Origin of the sequence: Paenibacillus sp. MABNR03 (genome assembly GCF_050455445.1) — a bacterium.
Classification (GTDB): domain Bacteria; phylum Bacillota; class Bacilli; order Paenibacillales; family Paenibacillaceae; genus Paenibacillus; species Paenibacillus xylanilyticus.
This window is the reverse complement of sequence record NZ_JBCIYR010000005.1, coordinates 190245-211483: the sequence shown is the minus strand read 5'-3', so window position 1 is coordinate 211483 and position 21239 is coordinate 190245. Positions and strand designations below refer to the sequence as shown.

Here is a 21239-nt window from a genome sequence, read left to right as displayed (position 1 = left end):
CTCGGCTTCCTTTCTGCATCAGTCCCGTGTGAGCGGGGCTGTAACCTGCGGAGCAGCTATGTTTTCACATAGCTGCTCCTTATGATTTATTTTAATTATTATATCGAAAATTCAGGACTTTAAAATTAGAGGTATTATACAAATATGGTGCATCGATTCGAATAGCGGCTCTCCTTGTGGAATGAAAGAAGCGATCGAGGCGATGCAGCAGGTTTATTCGTATACTTGAATTTCGTTGTAGAAGGTATCGCGTTCCACTGGAATGCGTCCAGCGCCCTTAATGAGCCAAATGAGCTCTTTGCGAGTGAGGCCTTCAGGCGTTAATGCACCTGCGGCATGACTAATCCGTTCGCGAACGATGGTGCCATGGGCATCCGAAGCGCCGAATCCAAGAGCAACTTGGGTCAGCTGTGGACCGATATTGATGAAGTATGCTTTAATGTGGTCGATATTATCCAGCATGAGGCGGCTAATCGCAATGGTTTTAAGATCCTCGTATGCCGAGTTGCGGCGCATAATGCTGGCATTTTTGCTCTTAGGCTGCATGGAGAGCGGGATAAATACCATGAAACCGTTGGTTTCATCCTGAAGCTCACGAATTTGCACCATGTGATTAACACGATCCTCATACGATTCGATTGATCCATACAGCATTGTTGTATGTGTACGCATACCCAGAAGATGAGCGGTACGGTGTACCTCAAGATAGCGATCCACGTTTGCTTTGTCGACACGCATTTTTTTGCGGTATTCGTCCGACAAAATCTCGGCGCCGCCACCAGTCAGTGATTTCAGGCCTGCTTTTTGCAGCTCCTGCAGCACTTCCTTAATGCTCAGACCGCTGATCCGGGTGAAGAAATCAATTTCTGCAGCCGTGTAGGCTTTCAGCGTAACATCCGGATATTTTTCGTTTAAAGCACGCAGGGAATCGACATAATATTGAAAAGGAACATGATTGTTATGTCCGCCGACAATATGGAACTCGCGCACGCCTGGATGAATATGCTGTTCCACATAGTCGATCATTTCTTCTCCGGATAACGTGTAGGAGCCTTCTTCACCCTGGTCTTTGCGGAAATTACAAAAAGCACAGTGTGCTTCACATACGTTCGTAAAATACAGGCTCATGTTTTCGATAAAATACACTTTCTTGCCGTTCTTGCGCAGGTTGGCCTCATTGGCCAGCTGGCCCAGAGTCAGCAGATCATCTGTTTGATACAGATAGACGCCATCTTCTACGCTCAGCCTTACGCCGTTCTGCACTTTCTCAACGATTTCGGCCATTCTTTTGTCTGTGAACGGTGTTACCAATGTAGACATTTTGTTTCCTCCTGTTCTTAACCGGACCAGAGTTGAATGTAGGACTTGCTTACAGAACTACATAAAAAAGATGCGGTCATCTGCCGCCTCCTTATAAGGAACTAACTCTTAATTACCCGGTGCAGCGTATGCTGCATGTGTAAAGCTGAATTTTTTTTTAAAGTTTTCGCATCATGGATGTAAAATCTAAAAGTGAGTCATATGACTCTATATGCATTGGGGACTGCGCTGCAGTCTCGAAATGTGAAAAAAATTACAACTCCATATATGAGCAACATCTGAATAAGTCATGACAAAATATCGACATTTCAGAGCGATCACCTATTCATTATAAACCTCGTGTCCCGGGGGTTCAATACACTGGGAAGAAAAAGGAGGAAAGGAGAACACGGAAATAGGGTAAACATGTCTTGAGCCTCTTGACGGGGTGGAGTATAATTTAAGGAAGAGTTAACGAAAAGGAGAGTGACCTGGCATGATTAACATCAGCGAAACAGCTGCCGAGCGTTTGAAAGAGATGCTTTCACAGCAAGAGACACCTGATATGTTCCTGCGTCTGGGCGTAGCACCGGGTGGTTGCACCGGATTTTCGTACGCCATGGGCTTTGATGATAAAGAATCCGATGAGGATATTTATATGGATATTCACGATATGAAGGTTGTAGTCGAGAAGGAGAACCTGAAATATCTGAACGGTCTGGAAATTGACTTTGAAGAATCCGGCATGTCCGGTGGCTTCACCATCCATAACCCGAATGCGGTTGCGACATGCGGCTGTGGATCTTCCTTCCGGACGAGAGAAGAAGCTGGGGTACCGGATAAGGATTGCTAAAGCTACCATGGTTTGACGCGGTTATTTAACCATAGAATGAACTATTAAGATCAAGGCCTCTATAGCGTGTTAGTCTCGGACTAATTACGTTATAGAGGTCTTTTTGTCATGTTCTTGAGTTTATGCAAAGTATAGACTTTGAAAAATAACAAAAAATTCAATATTTACTAAATCAATTCATCGATGATACAATTTGTATCAAATTGAAAAGGAAAGGGGAATTTGGCATTGAAAAAAGAACTGGTCTCAGAAGTTATCTGGCTTAGATGTCTTGCCTGTTTTACTGTTGTTGCTATTCACTGTATTAATATGACCTTCACACATTATGAAGGGACTTTTTCCACCCAGTCAGTTATTTTTCTAGAGGTTTTAAAGCTTGCTCTTTTGTTTGGCACACCCACTTTTGTTTTTATATCCGAGTTTCTTTTGGCAAAATCCTATCCTAATCACATTCCCGATAAATTCTTGTGGAAGCGTGTTAGGTACATCCTGGTTCCATACATAACGATGGCAGTAGTCTACGCCTTCTATAGTTTGATCAGATCAGGAGAACTAACGCCCGCTGCCCTAATTGTAAAAACTCTTAGAAACATTGTTGTAGCTGATTATATTGCTTACTTCATTATTGTTATATTTCAATTCTATGTCTTACATATGATTTTTACGAAGTATTTGCAAAAGACATCACCCAAGCTCATGATACCTCTGTGTTTGATGGTTAATCTAATCTACCTCGGCTTTTTCAACTTTGTTCCCCCTCTTCATTTTATTCCTAGTGCGGAATACATATGGACCCGCTTGTACTGGGTACCGTTCCCTGGTTGGTTATTTTATTTCTCAGTAGCGTACTATTGTGGAAGAAACCATGTTGTTTTCAAAGAGTTTCTAAATCGAAATATAAAATGGCTCATTTTCTCCCCTATAGTCACGTTCCTTGTCATCTTGTTCTTACGATTTGGGGAACTGTTACCCGAAGCAAACTCAAAACGAGTGGACATCTTGTTTTATACGATAAGTGTAATTTTCGTTATGTTTTATTTTACTTCAAAAATAAAACAGATACCTTGGATTATTGATCTAGTAAGCCGGTATTCCTTTGGTATCTACTTATTACACTTGATGTTCGTACAGAACTTCAGCAAAATGTTTGATGGGCTAAACCCATTGATCAATATCCCGTTGACTTTTGTTATAAGTATTAGTGCATCCATCTTACTCACGTACTTGCTACATAAATTGAAAATTGGAGGTTACTTCGTGGGCAAGATTGGAACTAAGTTTACAAGAACACAAGAAGCGGGCAAGCAGAGTGAGACCTGGGCTGAAACTCAAATAAAGGTTTGAAAGGCATCTGCCCTCGAACTTTTCATCCCTAATCCCGGGTTAATAATCTGAATAGCAGACAAGAGCGGAAGCTGGGTACCGGATCAGGATTTCTAACACTACAGAAAAAAGAATAAATAAAGCGCAGTTCTGGTAGGTATTAACGTTGGAACCTGCGCTTTGTTTATGTGCTGATGACATTCGATGAACTAATTCAATCTTTACTGATTAGGGTCTTTTTTTATTGTATCGATCGGAGGTTCTGCTTTTTGACAGGGAGGGATAGTTGACAATATTAGTTGTAACTAATATAGTTACAATATAAAATGTTCCATAACATCATAACCAAAGGAGAGATTATAATGAAAATTGGAATCATTGGTGCAACAGGCAAAGCCGGCAATCTGATCCTGAAAGAAGCGGCAGACAGAGGTCATGAAGTAACAGCTATTGTTCGCAACGCATCCAAAGTGGAAGATAAAAGCTTAAACGTATTGGAGAAAGATGTATTTGATCTTACTTCGCAGGATGCCCAAGTCTTCGACGTCATTGTTAATGCATTTGGCGCACCAGCCGGCAAAGAACATTTGCATGTGGAAGTGGGACAGGCCTTGATCAACATCCTGAAAGATGCGCCTCAAACTCGCCTGATCGTTGTAGGTGGAGCGGGCAGCTTGTTCACAGATGAGACACGATCCTTGCGTGTAGTGGACTCCCCGGGATTCCCTGATGCATACAAACCAACAGCAACGAACCAGGGGAAAAACCTGCAGGATTTGCAAGCTTCCTCAGGTATTCAGTGGACATTCCTCAGCCCAGCGAGTTTCTTCAATCCCGAAGGTGCACGCACCGGTAAATATCAAACGGGTAAAGATCATATCATTGTGAACAGTGAAGGCAAAAGTTACATCAGCTATGCTGACTATGCCATTGCTCTCGTGGATGAAATTGAAAATGGGCAGCATAAAAACGAACGCTTTACGGTTGTAGGCGAAGCCAAATAATATAAAGGAATATTGAACAACGAAACGGACGCTGATCTGAATAGATCTGCGTCCATTTCGTTTTTATTAATTTCTTTACTTGGGTGAGGATCGAGGCGTATAATCCGTTGAGATATAAGAGTTAAAAGAGAGGGAATAAGAATGATGAACAACGGATTGATTAACGCAATTATCGCGTATATCATGTGGGGGGTTCTCCCGCTTTATTGGAAGCTGTTTGACGAAGTGCCAGCAGGCGAAATTCTGTCTCATCGGGTTGTCTGGTCGTTCGTCTTTATGGGAATTCTCGTTGCCATTCAGCGCCGCTGGGGCGATATGAGGCGTATTCTGACCAGCCGTTCGCTCCTGCTGCCGCTTGCAGCCAGCGGACTTCTGATTGCCATCAATTGGCTGATCTTCATCTGGGCCGTCAACAGTGGCCATGTTGTTGAGACAAGTTTGGGCTATTATCTGAACCCGCTGCTGAACGTGCTGCTCGCAGTCGTATTCCTCAGTGAGAAGCCGAATCGTGGTCAATGGCTCGCCATTGCCATCGCTGGTGTAGCAGTAATCATCATTGCCATTGATTATGGACGCTTCCCTTGGGTTGCAATTTCGCTGGCCGCGTCATTTGGCCTATATGGCTTGGCGAAGAAGAAGATCAAGCAAGACGCTTCTGTAGGTTTACTGTCAGAGACAGCAGTAGTTCTGCCGGTTGCATTAGGCTACTGGATCTATTTGGCTGCGGCTGGAAAGACGACGGCATGGTCTTTGCCTACAGACATGTTTGTGGAACTGCTTCTATCGGGTGTCGTGACTGCGCTGCCGTTGCTATTCTTTGCACGGGCAGCCGCCCGGATGTCATTGTCTACACTCGGTTTTGTCCAATACATCGGGCCGACCATTATGCTGATATTGAGCATATTCGTATTCAAGGAAACCGTCTCGCCGGTTCTGCTCGTCGGTTTTGCACTCATCTGGACTGCGCTTATCGTATACGCTATTGCATCGGTTCGTGCCACGAAACTGGCAAAGGCAAGCTGACATTAGATACAATCATCGATACACTGGCGGCTCTTTCCATCCATCTGGATGGGGAGGGCCGTTTCCTTATTCAGCCCATTGAACAGCACAAGCCGGACTGGGAAATAGTGTACATATTGACACACTTTTTGTTAACCAGCAAACTATAATTGTTAACTGATTAGTAAAAGGAGAGACCTTTGGATTTCGCTTAATCATGTCATAAGGTGCCATTCATGGCGAATGTCCATTTTGCTAGAGTTTGGTAGTACTTGTTTTCATTTATTGAGTACTTGATAGTTGTTGTTTTAGTTTTGTACCCTGCGATGAAACGGAGAAAGATTGTTTATGAAGTCATCCTATTTAACCCGTCCTTTTTATTTCCTGTGGACGACCCAGACAGCTGCGAATGCAGCTGACGTACTTTACATTATGGCACTTACGGTGCTCGTCCTCGATCGGACCAACTCTCTCGTGTCAGCTGCCCTTTTGCCGCTGATGCGCAGCGGGGCTCAAATGCTGAGCAGTTTGATTGCACCTCTGCTGATCCAGCGTTTCAAGTTATCCAACCTTCTTTTGCTTTCGCAGGCAGGGCAGTTTCTGCTGTTTATATGTTTGGCTGTTTACATGCAACTTCATGGGGAAGCGGCATCCCTTGTGTGGGTATTTTCACTTGTATTCGTGATGTCTTTTCTCGATGGCTGGACAATCCCGGCTCGCAATGCACTTATCCCCCGTCTGGTGACACATGAGCAAGGTTTGCTCAAAGCCAACGGACTTATGAGTGTAAGTGATCAGGTTGTACAATTCGCAGGCTGGGGACTAAGCGGTGTCGTGGTTGCTTTTCTGGGAGCCAGTCCGACGTTGTTACTGACGGCTATGATTTATGGCTTGGCCGCAGTGTTTACGCTGGGTGTCAGGGAACCAACGAATCCGGAACTTGAAGGAAGTAGATTGGACATATCTTCGGAGGAAATCACAGCAACAGGCACATCCAAGTGGCATACGTTAACCGAGGGCTGGAAAATGATATGGAAAACGCCCCGTCTGCGGGTGCTTACCGTTATGGACATGATCGACATGCTTGGCGGTTCAATCTGGGTAGGAGCCTTTACTTTGGCTTTCGTACAAGTTGCCCTTGGACAAGGCGAGGAATGGTGGGGATTCATTAATGCCGCTTATTTCGCTGGTACCATAGGTGGCGGGCTGTTGGTGCTTGCACTGGCACGAATCATTGGCAGCCGCTATTTCGTGGTGATGATGATTGGCATGGCCGGTTATGGAATACTGACCGCTGTTTACGCCATCAATACACAACCTTTCATTGCACTTTTATTCGTTATGATAATGGGACCTTTTGCCGAGCTATCCTTGATTAATCGGCGTACTCTGATTCAGAGCAGCGTAGTTAGTCGTTTGCTGCCCAAGGTGTTATCCGCTCAGGCATCTCTCATGCATCTGGTATTTTGCATTTCGTTGCTAGGCATGGCGTGGCTTGCCGAGTACATCGGAATTGTGAATCTCTACCTGTTTGCGGCCGGATTGACCATATTGGCAATATTCGTAGGTTTGCTGAATTACCGGGCTTTCCGAGACAAAGATGCTCAGGACGGCGTAATCAGTTAAGCCGATAAAGGAAACTTGAGAAAGTGTAATACAAGCTGCTTTAATAAGGTTAATGCAGTTTGCTTCATAGATCATCAAAGCTTACGGCGGGTTAGGACGCATCTGTGGGCACTATAATACCCGCCGTATTCATACTATCAGCACCATCAACTGCATCAATGACACCCACGGCCAGTGTAGTCACTGCAGCAGCAGCCAGAAGATGTTTGGCACCATGCTTAACTCGGTCCATATCTTCTTCTTTCATGCCTAAGACAACGTCTTTGCCACCGTTATACACATATTTGGCTGAAACAGCGACGCCTTTTGCCGTGTTGGTTACAGCATCTCCCCAATCAGCAAGCCCTGCCTCGACCGCGGCATCATCTTTTCGAATAGCACCGCTGGCAAGGTCATATGTACCGCTGGCCATTTGCCCTATCGTCTTCCCCGTGTTAATCGTAGCTTTCTCTACGCCGTTCCCTACTTCCTTGATAAAGGGACTACCTGCGATCTCACCGACAACTCTCACGCTGCCGCCCAGTACTTTTCCGGTAACTTCCCCGGCGAACTGACCCAGTCCTTTTAAAAAACTCATCCTTGATCCTCCTCTAGAGACGATATGTTCTCTTGTAGCTTATTATATTCATATGCAAGCCAAAAGACCATCTGCGTCAGCCCAGGCATTGCAAAAAAGGCGCTGCCCCCACCGGGACCAGCGCTTTCCGCCTTACTCGACCATACCTATTTAATTAGGCCACGCTTTGGAAGTAGGCCGCATCAGGAGCAGCATGTAGTGGAGGGGAGGAATCGATTTTGTAGAAGCGAAGCGTTTGCGTTTGTCCCCGGAACGTCTACCGCTGCTCGAAACTCACTTCCACCCCCCCCGTGCCTAGTCAATAAACCCTTCCATGACCGCCGTGGGCATCATATTCGACTGCCAGGCGCCTTTGCCGTAACCGCCGTTATAACCTGGTGTAGCCTGCGGCTCCCAGTAGAATACGCCTTTACCTTTACCGTTTGGAAGGTTGCGGAATTGATTTTTCATTGCGGCCACAAAACTTTTGCCGGCTGCAGGCTGGTTGTTGTCCATGCCAATTTCTGAGACGATAATCTCTTTGCCGTAGCGGTTGATCAGGTCCTTGGCATTATTCACCGCATTGGTGACAGCCGTATTCCAGCCGGAAGCCGAAGGATAGAGGGACATGGCAATCATATCGAAGTTGGCACCATTGTCGATCAGTCCGCCGATATTCCATACATAAAGTGCATTGTCGTCACCGCCTGCAAGATGGACAATCGTTTTGGTCGCTGTACTCATGGACTTGACGGCATTATGACCCGTATTCACCAGCCATGCGTAATTTTTCATGTTCGTGGACGCCTTACCGTCCTCCCATAACATGCCGTTGCTTGTTTCGTTCCCAATCTGTACCCAGTCAGGTGTAACCCCTTTACTCTGCATGGCCGTCATTACATCACGTGTATGATTCCATACGGCATCCATCAGCTGTTGGAAGGTGTAGTTTTTCCAGGCTGCCGGTTTGGTCTGTTGGCCAGGGTCTGCCCAGGAATCACTGTAGTGCAGAGTTAACATGACGCTCATGCCCGCGTTTTTGGCCCGCTGTGCCAAAGCAGCTGCACGGTCCTTATTCATGTACCCGTTGCCATAATCATTGGATGGATTAACAAACACCCGGATACGAACCGAGTTGATCTGATAATCATTTTTCAAAATATCAATAATGTCACGCTGTACACCATTTTTGTCTTTCCATTTGTACCCTTGCGCTTCCATGCCTGGTACCCAGCTTATATCTGCCCCTTTGGCGAAGCTGGGTGCTGCGCTGGCATGCTGACCCGCAGGCAGCATAATGGAGGTGAACAACAACACAAGAACAAGAGCAATCGATGTTTTGTAACCCCTTACAAATTTAAACATTAAAATATTCCTCCCTGAATATTAGAATGAGTTGCAATCTAATTATAGGTGGGAGGAGCCGTGAAACTACAGGGTTGATTTCCAATATTTTGGTTGTTTTTCAAACCACTCCGTTGATTGGCTTAACTCAGCATTATACATAGAAAGCTGCCCCGCAAAGGACAGCCTTCTGTGTTGGTTTTTTGTATGATACATAACAGAGAACCTTCTCCTATCGTGAGCAGCTTCTATTATTAGCTGACTGGCGTCGTTTGAGGTGCTTGGGATGGAGCAGGTACATGAGGGGTGATGGAACGTTTTTTACGTTTGAGATAACGATTGGTGAATCGATTTTCTATAAGCTCATAGGAGAAATGAGAAATCAAGGTTGCAATAAGCAAGCCAGCAACAAATGTGATGGATACAGATACATAGTCAGGCAGATTGAAACGAGCCATTACACGCTGGAAGGGAAATAGAGCAAAAGGATGTAGTAGATAAAAGCTGTAACTGATCGTCCCGAAGTATTGGAAGAAACCCGTTTTCAGCAGGTTAGACAAATATCCATGTTCTTTGATGATCAAGTAGAAGAAATACACACCGAAAATGATGGAAAAATAAATATCCCCGAAGTACGTAGCCAGATAAATAATGATTAAGGCTAACAACGAATGCAATTTGGAAGGAACAAAATTATATTTTTCACTAGCGTAATACGCCAGAACTCCTGTGAGAAAGAACAGTGCCCGTGGCATGCGAATAACGACAGCTAATGTAATAGCCAGACCCAGTGCCATCAAAATCCACTTCATATATTTATTGTTTAAGGGCCTGAGTGATACGAAGAAAATGACGCTGACGAGATAAAAAGCAAACTCATAACTAAGTGTTCTTGCATTCCGTACAGCTTCCTCAAGTGGAAACACACCCGGTAGCATCAGCAATCCGTAAATGAAATTCAAAATATATTCCGAAGCTGTCAGATTGGCCAACCAATCGAATTGAATAATGGGTCCAGCAACAAACATGATGATAAGCAAAGGGAGATATACGGGGTAGATTCGTATGAAGCGATTATAAACAAACTGTCCAATTTTTCCGTGTTTCACCAAACTTTGAACGATAAGATAACCACTGATCATGAAAAAAACATCGACACCGATTTCTGCCAGGACCAAGGTAGAGTGCTCGTTTAAAGTAAGGTAACCGCCATTAATTGACATGGATATAACATGTCCGACAAAAACCATGAGTGCACATAATCCACGCAGTCCGTGAATCGTATGGTTCTTACTCACGTCTACACCATCTCCAATTTATATAATAGTTTTTTTGTCTAATGAGGTAAAAGTGTTACGTATGTACTCACAACCCACCTTTCGTTACAGCCTTTGAAGTGAAACCAAGGGTAAACAGTCAGTGTGTTCCGTAATATGATACAAATTGTATCATTGGTTATTTGAATCATAACACTTGATAAATTAATTGACAATAAGATAAGAAAAAATTGAAAATTACATTTTCTTTTCATTCTATTCCAGATGATTACAAAAAAAGACAAATAAAAAAAGCCGTCCGAAGACGGCTTTTCTACCCGTGGCGCTTATTGAAACCTTGATCCGTATCCCGCGCCTCCACCAGACTCAGTTAATTTGAGCTAATGGATCGGGTAAGGGACACGTTCAACATATGATTAGAAATGTTGACGCACCTCCTTTCCTTGTGGCAAGAGTATACAACACCTTGTTTCGGAAAGCTAGTCTTTTTTTCATATTAACGAAAATTATTTTTCGGTCTGGAACATCGTCATATCCCGTGCATAATGACTCTTTGTTCCGTTCTCGTTGCGAATGCGCACGCTATCTTCGCTAATCCGTTCTACAATACCTCGGCCCACCTCGCAATATACGCCAGCAGGGTCTTCCTGCCATGCCGTTACGACACATTGGGACAGCGCAGCTGTGAAAAACTCTATATTTTTTTGTAACGTTCTAGGTTTATTTGATTTCATTATATACTCCTTTAACAACAACATATTTGTAATGAGAACAGCAACCGGACCAAATTACACTGTACATCACTTTACTCTGTCTATTGCTCTTTGTAAAGGGATGGAAAAAGTTATCGTCATGAGGTATCATTTACATAAATTTTACACTGCATTTACACTGCGATGACGCTTGAATCCAATCACGGATAGTACAATTATAGTAGAACCTTTAAACAAGAATTGATATGCAACACATTCGGAGGCCATACATGCATAGAGATATCAAAACAGGCAACTATGTTAACCGTGATTTAAGCTGGGTTGAATTTAATCGTCGTGTACTTCAAGAGGCTCAGGATTCAACTACACCTCTGCTCGAACGATTGAGATTTCTCGGAATAGTGGCCAGTAATCTGGACGAGTTCATGAGTGTAAGGGTAGCGGAGACAAAAGAGAAGATCAAGGCCGGATTTACCCAAAAGGATTTTTCAGGATATACGCCATCCGGTTTGTACCGCAGATTGATTAAACGAACCGGGACCATGGTCGCCGAGCAATATAAAACCTATCGGGAACTGATCCGTCTGCTTGCCAAAAAGGGTGTTGTTCTGCAGGAGTATAACGAACTTAATGGAACACAGCAGCGGGCAATGGATCAATACTTTCATGATATTATTTTTCCGGTGTTAACACCCATGGCTGTGGATCAGAGCCGCCCATTTCCACTGGTGCATAATAAATCGGTTTATCTTGCTGTGATGCTTCAAAAAGAAGAAGAGCAGGAAGATGAGCCATTTTTTGCAATTGTTCAGGTGCCATCCAATCTGCCGCGTGTTATTCCGGTACCCCTTCGAGCGAATAGCAAGAAGAAAACGTTCATTCTGATTGAAGATCTGATCAAACATCACACACACACCCTGTTTAGTGGATATATTCCGCTGGCTGTTCAGGAATTCCGATTGACCCGCAATGCAGATCTTTTCATTAATGAAGAAGAAGCGGAAGATCTGCTTGAAGCGATTGAAAAGGAACTGCGGCGCCGGCGCCGGGGAGCTCCTGTTCGGCTTGAAGTCTGCAAGGATTTCCGTTCGGATGCCCTGCATGAATTGCAGGAAGAATTCGAGATTCAGGACCCTGTATATGAAATCGATGGTCCATTGGATTTGAGTTTCCTGGCTGGATTCGTAGACAGCCTTGAAGGCTTTACCCATTTGAAATATAGCCCGGTGAAACCGGTATATCCGCCCGAATTTTTACCACGAGAGAGCCATTTCGAACTGCTGCGCAAACAGGATGTGCTCGTTCATCATCCCTATGAATCGTTTGAACCTGTCACTGATTTCATATTGGAAGCTTCGGAAGATCCGCGGGTTATGGCCATTAAAATGACGCTATACCGGGTGAACGGGGATTCGCGTCTCATTCCGGCACTGGCTCACGCGGCGGAAAGTGGCAAGCAGGTAACCGTTGTGGTGGAACTGAAGGCACGCTTTGATGAAGAGCGTAATATTGCATGGGCGCGCAAGCTGGAAAAGGCGGGTTGTCATGTCGTATACGGTTTGGTTGGATTGAAAACCCATGCCAAGATCATTCTTGTCGTGAGAAGGGAACAAAACGGGCTAAGACGTTACGTACACGTTGGAACAGGTAACTACAATGAAAGTACGGCCAAGGTATATACAGACGTAGGACTGTTCACCTCCAATCCGATTATTGGTGAGGATGCGTCCGAACTCTTTAATGAGATAACCGGGTATTCCGGACCGAAGGCGATGCAGGCTTTCCGTGTTGCTCCGGATGGCATGAAGGATGAACTGTTTTCACTCATACGGAGGGAAACGGAGCACGCCCTTAAGGGAAAACGAGCGCGGATCATTGCCAAAATCAATTCGTTGTCTCATCAGGATATGATTGATGAATTATATGTTGCATCCCAGGCTGGTGTACAGATCGATCTGATCGTGCGAGGGGTATGCTGCTTGCGACCAGGAGTGGAGGGACTCAGTGAAAATATCCGCGTAATCAGTATTGTGGATCGTTTTCTGGAGCACTCTCGTCTGTTTTACTTTGAAAATAGCGGGAATCCGGACGTGTATATCTCCAGTGCAGACTGGATGACCCGGAATTTGAAGCGAAGAATTGAACTGATGTGCCCGGTATTTGACCCGACACTCAAAAAGATGCTTGTCGACATTCTGAATCTGTCCCTGAATGACAATGTAAAAGCAAGGGAACTGATGCCTGGCGGCAATTATGTATTTGTGGAAAATGATAAGCCCCCGCTGAGAAGTCAGACGGAGGCGATGGGCATTATTCCTTGGAAGCCTGTAGAGTGGAGTATGTTAACTTAACGTCCCAGGCTTCTTCCAGATCCTTGGCGGCCTCTTCCAGGCCGTTCAGTTCTAATAACGGCTTGGCTGAACAGATGAGTTTTATCTGCAGCGAGCCGTTTTCTTTACGCGCTTGTATAGCAGAGATCCGCTCTGATCGATGAATGGCTTCGGCTATGCGCAAAATGGAGCCCAGTCGATGAGCGTGCCGCTCATCCGAATCCTTAAGAATGTCCCGGTGCTTGTTTAGCAGCTGGGGCGTTCTTTTTTTAGGATGATAATCGGCTGCGATGGCGGTTAGCACAGTTTCCCTGTGCGAGAGTCCGTAAATGCCCGCATTCATGATCCAATAAGCGGAGTGCTGAGGGTAACGGAAATAATTAATCTGTTTTCCCGCTCCATGAAGCATACAGGCCGTATACAGGATCCGGGCATCTGCCGGATTGATTGTTTTCCCTTCCAATGCCTCATGCAGCACGACAGCATCTTGATGAATTCGTTTCAGCTTTTGCTCCGGGACCGGCGGGCCAAAATGAATGAAGTTACGGATGCTGTCCTCCAGTGCGCTAGGCGCCGCTGGTCGATATGGAATCATCAGATCACGCAGTATTCCGTCTCGTAGTCCCGCTCCGCTTACAACATAACGATCCCCCTGGATGATCTCAAAGACCGTTCTCAGAATCAATACACCCGGCACAATAATGTCAGCACGGTCTTTCGCCAGACCCGGAACTTTTTTGCGCTGGGCTGATGTGAGATAAGGAAGGGATTTGGACAAGTTCTCCATGGCTGAGGCACGGATCTCATAGTGATGGGTCACCGGTAACGAGTACTGCGTTCTTTTCTGCTCAATTTTGGCGAGTGTACGCATGGTACCACCGAGTCCGATGAGCGGAAGACCCGGATGCTGACGGACCCAGTCCTGATTGCGCAGAGCCTGAGTGACATCATTACATAGGGCAGCAACATTTGCTTCAGACCAGGTATCTTCCCCGCCATATCGGGCATGGGAATTCACGGCCCCAATGGGGAGTGAAATGCTGTGGAGTCTTTTGCGATCCCGGAATATCGTAACTTCGGTACTGCCGCCCCCGATATCCACGACATAGCCGTCCTGCAGATCGATGGACTGGATAACCCCAAGAAAGCCATAATACGCCTCCTGATCTCCTGAAGCACATTCAATCTCAAGTCCGGTCTCCTCCTCAAGCCAGTCAATGATTTGTGCAGCGTTGCTGGCATTTCGAATGGCTGCAGTTGCCGCTGCTTGAATACGTTTGGTTTGAAATACTTCACAAGTAACCTTGAATTGCTGCAGGACAGTTATGGCTTGGTCCAGCGAATGACGCAGGATCTGTCCATCCTCTTCAACGACATTGCTGAGGCGGGCAGCATATTTATCTTCATGAATGATCCGGTAAGCTCCTTCCTGATCCAGTTCATAGATGACCAGACGAATGGAGTTGGAGCCAATATCGATAATGCCGAGAGTTCCTTTTGAGTTCATATGCATCTCCTTCTAGACAGGTATTCTACCCAAGTTGCGACAAGGCAGCCATGGCTTCCGGTGAACCTGGAGGGGTGGAGGAGAAGGGCGTGGTCAGCATTACCACAATAATGAAGACAATGAAACAGGCAAACAAAATACAGCTTACGGCAAAACCGCGATTGCGTTTCTTCATAAACAGTCGAATACCTGTAACGAAAAGAAGTACGGTGACGGCGACCAGCACGATGGACATTGCAAAATAGGCTACGCCATACAGTGATTTGAAAAATGCTTCCATGTTTTCTGAACGCTCCTTAGATCCTCATAATTTAAGCCTTTCCATTACATTCCTTAGTAGCATACGACAGATTGATGCGTTTGAAAAGCAAACCGGGCGTGTGTGCCTTTCATTAAACAAGCCTATGGACGTTTCTAACGGAAAAGGGGCAATCGCCTTGGACAGACATCCAAGAGAGGACGGCTCCTGTTGAGTATGTATATGGAAGGACCATTGTTCAGGAAAGGAGATCAACCCATGTCAAGACAGCTTGCAAGCAAATGGCTGAAGACGGCGGCACTGATGAAATATCCGGTAGCAGCTGTTCATATCCCTCAGACGATGGCATTTAATTCGAGGAACCTGCTGCACATGCTCAACCGTTATGGAATGGTGTATATCAAACCCGTTGTGGGTGGCGGGGGCTACGGCGTCATCAGGGTATCTACAAGCGGAGGCAGCTACCGCTATACGCATATGAAAGTTACACGTTCATTTCCCAATTACGGCCAGATGTATCGTTCTCTCGTACGTGTCAAAGTCAGACGAAGATATATGATCCAACAGGGAATCCATCTGGCGACCATTCAGGGCAGACCTGTGGATTACAGGGTAAAAGTGGTCAAAACCGAACGTGGCTGGGTTTTCCGTTCACTGGTAGGACGTTTGGCTCGTCCCGGACTGTGTGTAACCAACCTGAGCAAGGGAGGCACGATGCTCCCAGGAAAAAGGGCGCTTGGTCTTTCGCTCCCACATATATCGGGCAGACACAAACGGCGGGAGATGCGTTCACTGACACTGACGTGTACTCAGATAATGGAAAGACAATTTCCGGGTGTGGGATCACTTGGTTTCGATTACGGATTGGATCACTCCGGCAAGATATGGATTTTGGAAGTGAACACCAGACCCCAATAGAAAATAGTGAATAAATATAAAAAAATCCAAAATTACACCGATAAATATATAGAGAAAATCATTTGAAAACGTTTGAAATGAAAAGAAACCGGGTAATTTACTCGCAAACATCTTAAAACTATGAGTTGACACTAAAAAAAATATTCTGACATTCGTTCTAATAGAAACGTTACGATCCTGTGTATAAGTACTGTCCACATAATCCACGCTGCTTAATCAACATTTTTACCATTTATCAACAACCTATGCACAGGATTTCCACAAAACCTTGTGGATAACAGAACGCTTGTTCTCTTTATAAATCTCTGATATGATAGTTTTGAGGAAAAAAAAGGAAAGGTTGTGGCGGGAAATGGCTATGTTATCCGATGAGATGTTGTTGGATTCCTACCATAAGGCGATTGAGCTTGATCTCGAAAGAGATTTCATCGCGCTGCTATTGGCAGAAATCCATAAGCGCAAACTGGGTACCGACGTATCTGCCATTCTTCACTAGAGATCCTCATTGCAGGCAATGCTACAGGTTTCCGGACATGTCCCATTGTGCGACGGCCCAGAGGGTGCTTGTCTGACAGTGGTGACAGTACATCATATGAATGCAACCGTTTTCGTTTCCGTCTTCTTCTGCCATGGAAGAGGAAGTCTGCAACGAATAGGGGCTGTACGGTCCGGTATAATCGTCCAATTTGCCGCATTCTGACAGTCCCTGAAGGCAGTGGGGACAAGCCTGCTCCGGTACAACCAGACCGTTACACAGCGGGCATATATAAGACAAGGGTATCCCTCCTGATTTTATACTTCAGGAGTAAGATACCCTTTTTTGTGTCATTTATGTGATTCAGGAAGGAACTAGCGTTTCATGTTACTGCTGTGTCCTGGGGACAGCTTGGCATCCGGATCGAAGTAAACCTTCGCATTGTTGACTGCGGTTGGTGCTTCGCCGAATCCAACAGCAATGAGCTTCAGTTTGCCCGGGTAAGTGGTGATATCCCCGGCAGCAAAAATGCCTGGAATGGAGGTTTCCATACGGGAGTCAACCACGATGGAATTGCTGTCAATTTCGATGCCCCATTCGGCAATCGGTCCGAGCGAGGAGACGAATCCGAAATTGACGATGACGTCATCCACTTCGATCTCCTGTGTTTCTTTTGTTTTGACATGAGCAAGGGTAACCTTGGTAATGGTATCATCCCCATGGAGTTCCGTAATCTCAGTAGGTGTAACCACGTTGACCTTGGAATTCATCAGGTTTTCCACACTGTGCTCATGAGCACGGAATTTGTCACGGCGATGGATGAGAGTTACCTGTTCAGCAATCGGCTCCAGCATAAGTGCCCAGTCTACAGCAGAGTCTCCGCCACCACTGATCAGCACTTTTTTGCCGGCAAAGGCGTTCAGATCACTGATGAAGTAATGCAGGTTGGATTTCTCGAACTTGGCTGCACCTTCAAGCTCCAAACGACGCGGTTCAAATGCGCCAACGCCTGCAGTGATGATTACGGCTTTGGCATGATATTCGTTCACATCGGTTTTGACGACGAAATGACGCTCGTCCAGTTTTTCAACGGATACTACTTTTTCTTCAAGACGGATATTCGGGTTAAAGTGGCTCATTTGCTCAATCAGGTTGTTTACCAATTCCTGAGCCGTTACTTTGGGAAACCCCGCAACGTCATAAATGTATTTTTCCGGATAAAGGGCGGCCAGTTGTCCGCCAAGTTGTGGCATACTTTCTACCAGAGTAACGGATGCCTGACGCATCCCTCCGTAGAATGCGGCGAACAGACCCGCAGGGCCGCCACCAATAATAAGCAAATCGGTCATGTCATGACCGGCAGTTTGTGCAGTCAAGAATCAACAACACCTTTCTTATTTTAATAGGTAGTAAACTGAAATAATGTAGCCGGATACATCGTGTCTCCAGCGTTTGTTGCTGAACTGTCTTTCTCATTATAAACGGTGTAAACTGGGTTGCAAAGTTGGCAACCCGATGAATCTGGGAACAATTGATGAAGATCAGGTGAGAATAGGATGAAATTGGAAATGAAAGGCTATGAAAAATAACAAAAAAAACCTTGATATTTACCAGAAATACAGATATTCTTGACCTGTACTATGTGTTTTTTTGTCTAAATAAGAGCCAATTTGTAATTCGAAGACAAGACCCGCGTTTTGTTGAATCTTGTGTATAATTTCACAACTTTAAATGGACATGTACATGCAAAAAATTCAAATAAATTCGCGAAGTTAACATTTGTCGTCATAATGGATAAGACTTCATCCATATTTTGTAGTATGTGCAGTTGAATGTATAGAATCGAATGATGCAATATGTTGTAAAAGAAGATATGTGAGTGAAACCGGAAGGGGTTAAGACATGAGCAGCATTCCCAAAATCGTCATTCTCGGCGCGGGTTATGGCGGGATTTTGACAGCCCAGCGGCTGCAGAAGGAATTAAACTATAACGAAGCCGATGTCACATTGGTGAATCGGCATGATTATCACTATATTACAACACATCTACATATGCCAGCAGCCGGCACGGATACGATCGAACATGCGAGGGTGCCGATCTCCAAGCTGATTGATGAATTCAAGATTGATCTGGTCAAGTCGTCCGTGAAGGAAATCCGTCTGCAGGATCGCAAGGTCATTCTGGAAGATGGTACGTTATCCTATGACTACCTGATTATTGGCCTTGGCGGCGAACCGGAGACCTTTGGTATTCCAGGCATGCTTGATCATGCCATGACGATTCGCAGCATTAACTCGGTAAGACTCATTCGGGAGCATATCGAATACCAGTTTGCCATGTACAAAAACGATAATAAACGTAACCGCATTCGTTTTGTCGTGGGTGGAGCCGGATTCAGCGGTGTCGAATTTGTAGCTGAGCTTGCTGATCGCATTCCTCAGCTGTGCAAGGAATTCGACGTAAACCCGAAAAATGTGCATATCTACAACGTAGAGGCGGCACCTTCAGCCCTGCCTGGCTTCGATCCGGAATTGGTAGAGCATGCGATGAATGTGTTGAAGAAAAAAGGCGTTACCTTCAAAATCGGTGTTCCAATCAAGCAGTGCCTGCCGGATGGGGTTATTGTGGGTGAAGGGGAGAAAATCGATGCAGCAACGGTGGTATGGACCGGTGGAATCCGCGGTAACGCGCTGCTCGAACAGGCCGGACTTGAAGTGATGCGCGGCAGGGTAAAAGTGGATGAATATTTGCGGGCTCCGGGACATGAGCATGTCTACGTCATTGGTGACAATTCTCTCGTATTCAACGGAGAAGGGCGTCCTTATCCGCCAACAGCCCAGATTGCGATGCAGCAGGGTGTCAATTGTGCGAAAAACGTGGTTGCTGCCATTCGCAAAAAACAGCCACAGCCTTTTGTGTTTACAAGTAAGGGAACCGTTGCTTCGCTTGGTAAAGGTGAGGCCATTGCCGTGGTTGGTGGCAAGAAGTATAAAGGCTGGAAAGCAGCTCAGCTGAAGAAACTGGTGGATCTCCGATATTTGTTCATCATTGGAGGCATTCCGCTCGTACTGAAGAAAGGGCGGTTTTTTGGATGAGACATTGCAGTGTTCAGGTTCGGGGTCTGCTTACGCGTGACGAACTGGATCGCTACAACGGCCTGATGCAGGTAGGCGGTTACCTTGAAGAACAGAATCAGTATGACCTGGCTTATATCGTGCAAAAGGAAGTGGATATTCTCATCCTGCCTGCGATTGAGCGGCTTAAGGAAAAGGGACGTGACCGGGACCGGGCCACGGCGGAGTTTCTGGAGTCTCTCAAGGCGATGGAAGAAGAGGACCGGGATTAAAACGGTTTCGAGCATATCCCGGTAAAATGAATGACATAAAAAAGCACCGATAACTGGCTCCCTATTGGAGCTGTCATCGGTGCTTTGTGTTTTAGTTATAGTTTGAGCATGTCTTCAAGTGAACTTTCGTTCAGCAGACTTCCTACATAGAAAGAGCCGAATTCGCCATAACGTGCGCTCACTTCATCAAACCGCATTTCGTATACGAGTTTCTTGAATTGGAGTGCATCGTCTGCAAACAGCGTAACGCCCCATTCCCAATCGTCGAAACCAACGGATCCGGTAATAATCTGTTTTACTTTGCCGGCGTAGCTGCGTCCAATCATGCCGTGGCTGCGCATCATGGAACGGCGCTCGTCCATGGACAGCATGTACCAGTTATCGGCCAATTCGCGTTTTTTGTTCATCGGGTAGAAGCAGATATACTGGCGCTGCGGCAATACCGGCTTGAGACGTGCCACGATTTCCGGGTTTTGCATCGGGTCTTCGCCTTCTTTGCCAAGATAGTTGCTCAGCTCCACGACGCTAACGTAGGAATACGATTTGGTGGTATATTGCGCAAACATCGTTTTGTTGAACGCGTTCTCGACTGCCTTGAGATCCTCAAGTGTTTCACGCAGGTGCATCATGACAATGTCGGCTTTCTGTCCAACTACAGTGTAAACCACGGTGCTTCCTTTCGAGGAATCCTCGACATCCTTCCATTCTTTCCAGAACTCCTGAAGCTCGTCCAGTGCTACAGCACGTTCCTCATCATCGGCAGCTTTCCAAGCGGCCCAGTTAATCGAGCGGAAGTCATGCAGGGCATACCAGCCCTCCAGTGTTGATGCGGCTTCGTTCATTGGTTTTGTTCCTCCTGCAGGTTATATTTCCAAATCCCGGTTAGGGACGGTTTAGATAAACTATATCGTTTACATTGTATCCCAACATCGAGCACAAGGGCAAATGAAGAGAACATGAATATAGGGGAAATTATCCAGAAAGTTCGTTGCTTCGCCACATTTTTTGCGGTACACTAACTACTAGCCAGAGAAGAAACCACAGTAAGTATGCAACATAATATGCGCTGAGTTCATAAGAAGAGGTGAACGTCACCCGATGCAGTTTATACCTGTGCTGGTATTGATGGTGTTATTTTTCGTTATGATGTTTGGGATCGGTTTCATTCTGAATATGTTGATGAAGACCACCTGGTTTCCTTCGTACCTGTTCATCATTGTCATCTTGCCTGTCGTGGTGTATTCCTTGTGGGATCACACGGCTTCTCTGATGTCACATCTGGGTTCTTTCCATATTGTTGATTATCTTACAGGTGTGGCTGGACTGGCAGGAGCGATCATCAGCGGTTGGACCATTCGCAAGCTGCGACTGGGCGGGTATAAAATGTTTTAAAACACACAATGAGC

General features: G+C 45.6%; 21 protein-coding genes. 11 read left to right on the top strand and 10 right to left on the bottom strand.

Features of this window, described 5'->3' with window-relative positions; genetic code table 11:
* Nucleotides 1-213: 213 nt before the first annotated feature.
* Nucleotides 214-1320 (bottom strand): aminofutalosine synthase MqnE, encoded by a 1107-nt coding sequence (gene mqnE / locus AAIH57_RS23860; protein ID WP_175399230.1) that lies wholly within the window; start codon nucleotides 1318-1320, stop codon nucleotides 214-216.
* Nucleotides 1321-1795: 475 nt separating this feature from the next.
* Here mqnE and AAIH57_RS23855 point away from each other — a divergent pair, with 475 nt between their 5' ends.
* The 5 genes from AAIH57_RS23855 to AAIH57_RS23835 all read left to right on the top strand — a co-directional run bounded on the left by AAIH57_RS23855 (nucleotide 1796) and on the right by AAIH57_RS23835 (nucleotide 7107).
* A complete protein-coding gene (locus AAIH57_RS23855) occupies nucleotides 1796-2152 on the top strand; it encodes a HesB/IscA family protein (RefSeq protein WP_095361260.1) in 357 nt (118 codons plus the stop codon).
* Between the two features lie 228 nt (nucleotides 2153-2380).
* A complete protein-coding gene (locus AAIH57_RS23850) occupies nucleotides 2381-3496 on the top strand; it encodes an acyltransferase family protein (RefSeq protein WP_430023233.1) in 1116 nt (371 codons plus the stop codon).
* 341 nt (nucleotides 3497-3837) lie between these two features.
* Complete coding sequence (locus tag AAIH57_RS23845; protein ID WP_430023232.1) at nucleotides 3838-4479, top strand: NAD(P)-dependent oxidoreductase; 642 nt, start codon at nucleotides 3838-3840, stop codon at nucleotides 4477-4479.
* Between the two features lie 144 nt (nucleotides 4480-4623).
* Nucleotides 4624-5502 carry an EamA family transporter RarD gene (rarD, locus tag AAIH57_RS23840; RefSeq protein WP_430023280.1) on the top strand — a complete coding sequence of 293 codons (879 nt, stop codon included), beginning with the start codon at nucleotides 4624-4626 and terminating at the stop codon, nucleotides 5500-5502.
* A 327-nt stretch (nucleotides 5503-5829) separates the two neighbouring features.
* Nucleotides 5830-7107, top strand: coding sequence for an MFS transporter (locus AAIH57_RS23835; protein WP_430023231.1), 1278 nt, complete (start codon nucleotides 5830-5832; stop codon nucleotides 7105-7107).
* Between the two features lie 91 nt (nucleotides 7108-7198).
* Here AAIH57_RS23835 and AAIH57_RS23830 read toward each other — a convergent pair whose 3' ends face one another.
* The 4 genes from AAIH57_RS23830 to AAIH57_RS23815 form a co-directional block, all read right to left on the bottom strand.
* Nucleotides 7199-7684, bottom strand: a complete 486-nt coding sequence (locus tag AAIH57_RS23830; protein ID WP_175399234.1) for a hypothetical protein — start codon at nucleotides 7682-7684, stop codon at nucleotides 7199-7201.
* 294 nt (nucleotides 7685-7978) lie between these two features.
* On the bottom strand, nucleotides 7979-9028 hold the full coding sequence (locus tag AAIH57_RS23825) for a glycoside hydrolase family 53 protein (protein WP_430023230.1): 1050 nt from the start codon (nucleotides 9026-9028) through the stop codon (nucleotides 7979-7981).
* 233 nt (nucleotides 9029-9261) lie between these two features.
* Nucleotides 9262-10305 (bottom strand): acyltransferase family protein, encoded by a 1044-nt coding sequence (locus tag AAIH57_RS23820; protein WP_430023229.1) that lies wholly within the window; start codon nucleotides 10303-10305, stop codon nucleotides 9262-9264.
* Between the two features lie 485 nt (nucleotides 10306-10790).
* On the bottom strand, nucleotides 10791-11018 hold the full coding sequence (locus AAIH57_RS23815; protein WP_095292093.1) for a hypothetical protein: 228 nt from the start codon (nucleotides 11016-11018) through the stop codon (nucleotides 10791-10793).
* Between the two features lie 248 nt (nucleotides 11019-11266).
* Between AAIH57_RS23815 and ppk1 the strand changes: the two genes are divergently transcribed.
* Nucleotides 11267-13348 carry a polyphosphate kinase 1 gene (gene ppk1, locus AAIH57_RS23810; protein WP_175399236.1) on the top strand — a complete coding sequence of 694 codons (2082 nt, stop codon included), beginning with the start codon at nucleotides 11267-11269 and terminating at the stop codon, nucleotides 13346-13348.
* On the opposite strand, the gene AAIH57_RS23805 is transcribed toward ppk1, so the two are convergent.
* Together AAIH57_RS23805 and AAIH57_RS23800 are read right to left on the bottom strand one after the other, a co-directional pair.
* Nucleotides 13308-14834 (bottom strand): Ppx/GppA family phosphatase, encoded by a 1527-nt coding sequence (locus AAIH57_RS23805; RefSeq protein ID WP_430023228.1) that lies wholly within the window; start codon nucleotides 14832-14834, stop codon nucleotides 13308-13310. The genes ppk1 and AAIH57_RS23805 overlap by 41 nt on opposite strands.
* 25 nt (nucleotides 14835-14859) lie before the next feature.
* Nucleotides 14860-15114, bottom strand: coding sequence for a hypothetical protein (locus AAIH57_RS23800; RefSeq protein ID WP_175399238.1), 255 nt, complete (start codon nucleotides 15112-15114; stop codon nucleotides 14860-14862).
* A gap of 237 nt (nucleotides 15115-15351) precedes the next feature.
* On the opposite strand from AAIH57_RS23800, the gene AAIH57_RS23795 reads away from it, so the two are divergent.
* Nucleotides 15352-16011 (top strand): YheC/YheD family protein, encoded by a 660-nt coding sequence (locus AAIH57_RS23795; protein WP_430023227.1) that lies wholly within the window; start codon nucleotides 15352-15354, stop codon nucleotides 16009-16011.
* 352 nt (nucleotides 16012-16363) lie between these two features.
* Nucleotides 16364-16507: a sporulation histidine kinase inhibitor Sda gene (locus tag AAIH57_RS23790; protein ID WP_024632651.1), complete on the top strand. Its 144-nt coding sequence runs from the start codon at nucleotides 16364-16366 to the stop codon at nucleotides 16505-16507.
* Between the two features lie 21 nt (nucleotides 16508-16528).
* Here the strand turns inward: AAIH57_RS23790 and AAIH57_RS23785 are convergent, their stop codons facing one another.
* Together AAIH57_RS23785 and AAIH57_RS23780 are read right to left on the bottom strand one after the other, a co-directional pair.
* Complete coding sequence (locus AAIH57_RS23785; RefSeq protein WP_175399240.1) at nucleotides 16529-16786, bottom strand: hypothetical protein; 258 nt, start codon at nucleotides 16784-16786, stop codon at nucleotides 16529-16531.
* 74 nt (nucleotides 16787-16860) lie between these two features.
* A complete protein-coding gene (locus AAIH57_RS23780) occupies nucleotides 16861-17835 on the bottom strand; it encodes an NAD(P)/FAD-dependent oxidoreductase (protein ID WP_217506622.1) in 975 nt (324 codons plus the stop codon).
* 553 nt (nucleotides 17836-18388) lie between these two features.
* On the opposite strand from AAIH57_RS23780, the gene AAIH57_RS23775 reads away from it, so the two are divergent.
* Nucleotides 18389-19582, top strand: a complete 1194-nt coding sequence (locus AAIH57_RS23775) for an NAD(P)/FAD-dependent oxidoreductase (protein ID WP_175399242.1) — start codon at nucleotides 18389-18391, stop codon at nucleotides 19580-19582.
* Nucleotides 19579-19833 carry a hypothetical protein gene (locus AAIH57_RS23770; protein WP_175399243.1) on the top strand — a complete coding sequence of 85 codons (255 nt, stop codon included), beginning with the start codon at nucleotides 19579-19581 and terminating at the stop codon, nucleotides 19831-19833. The genes AAIH57_RS23775 and AAIH57_RS23770 overlap by 4 nt, the downstream gene beginning before the upstream one ends.
* A 95-nt stretch (nucleotides 19834-19928) precedes the next feature.
* Here AAIH57_RS23770 and hemQ read toward each other — a convergent pair whose 3' ends face one another.
* Entirely contained in the window at nucleotides 19929-20675 is a 747-nt protein-coding gene (hemQ, locus tag AAIH57_RS23765; protein ID WP_175399244.1) for a hydrogen peroxide-dependent heme synthase, read from the bottom strand.
* A 256-nt stretch (nucleotides 20676-20931) separates the two neighbouring features.
* On the opposite strand from hemQ, the gene AAIH57_RS23760 reads away from it, so the two are divergent.
* Complete coding sequence (locus AAIH57_RS23760; RefSeq protein WP_175399245.1) at nucleotides 20932-21225, top strand: YuiB family protein; 294 nt, start codon at nucleotides 20932-20934, stop codon at nucleotides 21223-21225.
* The last annotated feature ends 14 nt before the right edge of the window (nucleotides 21226-21239 follow it).

Excerpts from the sequence above, each read along its gene's own strand:
- mqnE (WP_175399230.1), bottom strand. The coding sequence starts at position 1,320 with ATGTCTACATTGGTAACACCGTTCACAGACAAAAGAATGGCCGAAATC.
- AAIH57_RS23855 (WP_095361260.1), top strand. The coding sequence starts at position 1,796 with ATGATTAACATCAGCGAAACAGCTGCCGAGCGTTTGAAAGAGATGCTT.
- AAIH57_RS23845 (WP_430023232.1), top strand. The coding sequence starts at position 3,838 with ATGAAAATTGGAATCATTGGTGCAACAGGCAAAGCCGGCAATCTGATC.
- rarD (WP_430023280.1), top strand. The coding sequence starts at position 4,624 with ATGAACAACGGATTGATTAACGCAATTATCGCGTATATCATGTGGGGG.
- AAIH57_RS23835 (WP_430023231.1), top strand. The coding sequence starts at position 5,830 with ATGAAGTCATCCTATTTAACCCGTCCTTTTTATTTCCTGTGGACGACC.
- AAIH57_RS23830 (WP_175399234.1), bottom strand. The coding sequence starts at position 7,684 with ATGAGTTTTTTAAAAGGACTGGGTCAGTTCGCCGGGGAAGTTACCGGA.
- AAIH57_RS23825 (WP_430023230.1), bottom strand. The coding sequence starts at position 9,028 with ATGTTTAAATTTGTAAGGGGTTACAAAACATCGATTGCTCTTGTTCTT.
- AAIH57_RS23815 (WP_095292093.1), bottom strand. The coding sequence starts at position 11,018 with ATGAAATCAAATAAACCTAGAACGTTACAAAAAAATATAGAGTTTTTC.
- ppk1 (WP_175399236.1), top strand. The coding sequence starts at position 11,267 with ATGCATAGAGATATCAAAACAGGCAACTATGTTAACCGTGATTTAAGC.
- AAIH57_RS23805 (WP_430023228.1), bottom strand. The coding sequence starts at position 14,834 with ATGAACTCAAAAGGAACTCTCGGCATTATCGATATTGGCTCCAACTCC.
- AAIH57_RS23800 (WP_175399238.1), bottom strand. The coding sequence starts at position 15,114 with ATGGAAGCATTTTTCAAATCACTGTATGGCGTAGCCTATTTTGCAATG.
- AAIH57_RS23795 (WP_430023227.1), top strand. The coding sequence starts at position 15,352 with ATGTCAAGACAGCTTGCAAGCAAATGGCTGAAGACGGCGGCACTGATG.
- AAIH57_RS23790 (WP_024632651.1), top strand. The coding sequence starts at position 16,364 with ATGGCTATGTTATCCGATGAGATGTTGTTGGATTCCTACCATAAGGCG.
- AAIH57_RS23780 (WP_217506622.1), bottom strand. The coding sequence starts at position 17,835 with ATGACCGATTTGCTTATTATTGGTGGCGGCCCTGCGGGTCTGTTCGCC.
- AAIH57_RS23775 (WP_175399242.1), top strand. The coding sequence starts at position 18,389 with ATGAGCAGCATTCCCAAAATCGTCATTCTCGGCGCGGGTTATGGCGGG.
- AAIH57_RS23770 (WP_175399243.1), top strand. The coding sequence starts at position 19,579 with ATGAGACATTGCAGTGTTCAGGTTCGGGGTCTGCTTACGCGTGACGAA.
- hemQ (WP_175399244.1), bottom strand. The coding sequence starts at position 20,675 with ATGAACGAAGCCGCATCAACACTGGAGGGCTGGTATGCCCTGCATGAC.
- AAIH57_RS23760 (WP_175399245.1), top strand. The coding sequence starts at position 20,932 with ATGCAGTTTATACCTGTGCTGGTATTGATGGTGTTATTTTTCGTTATG.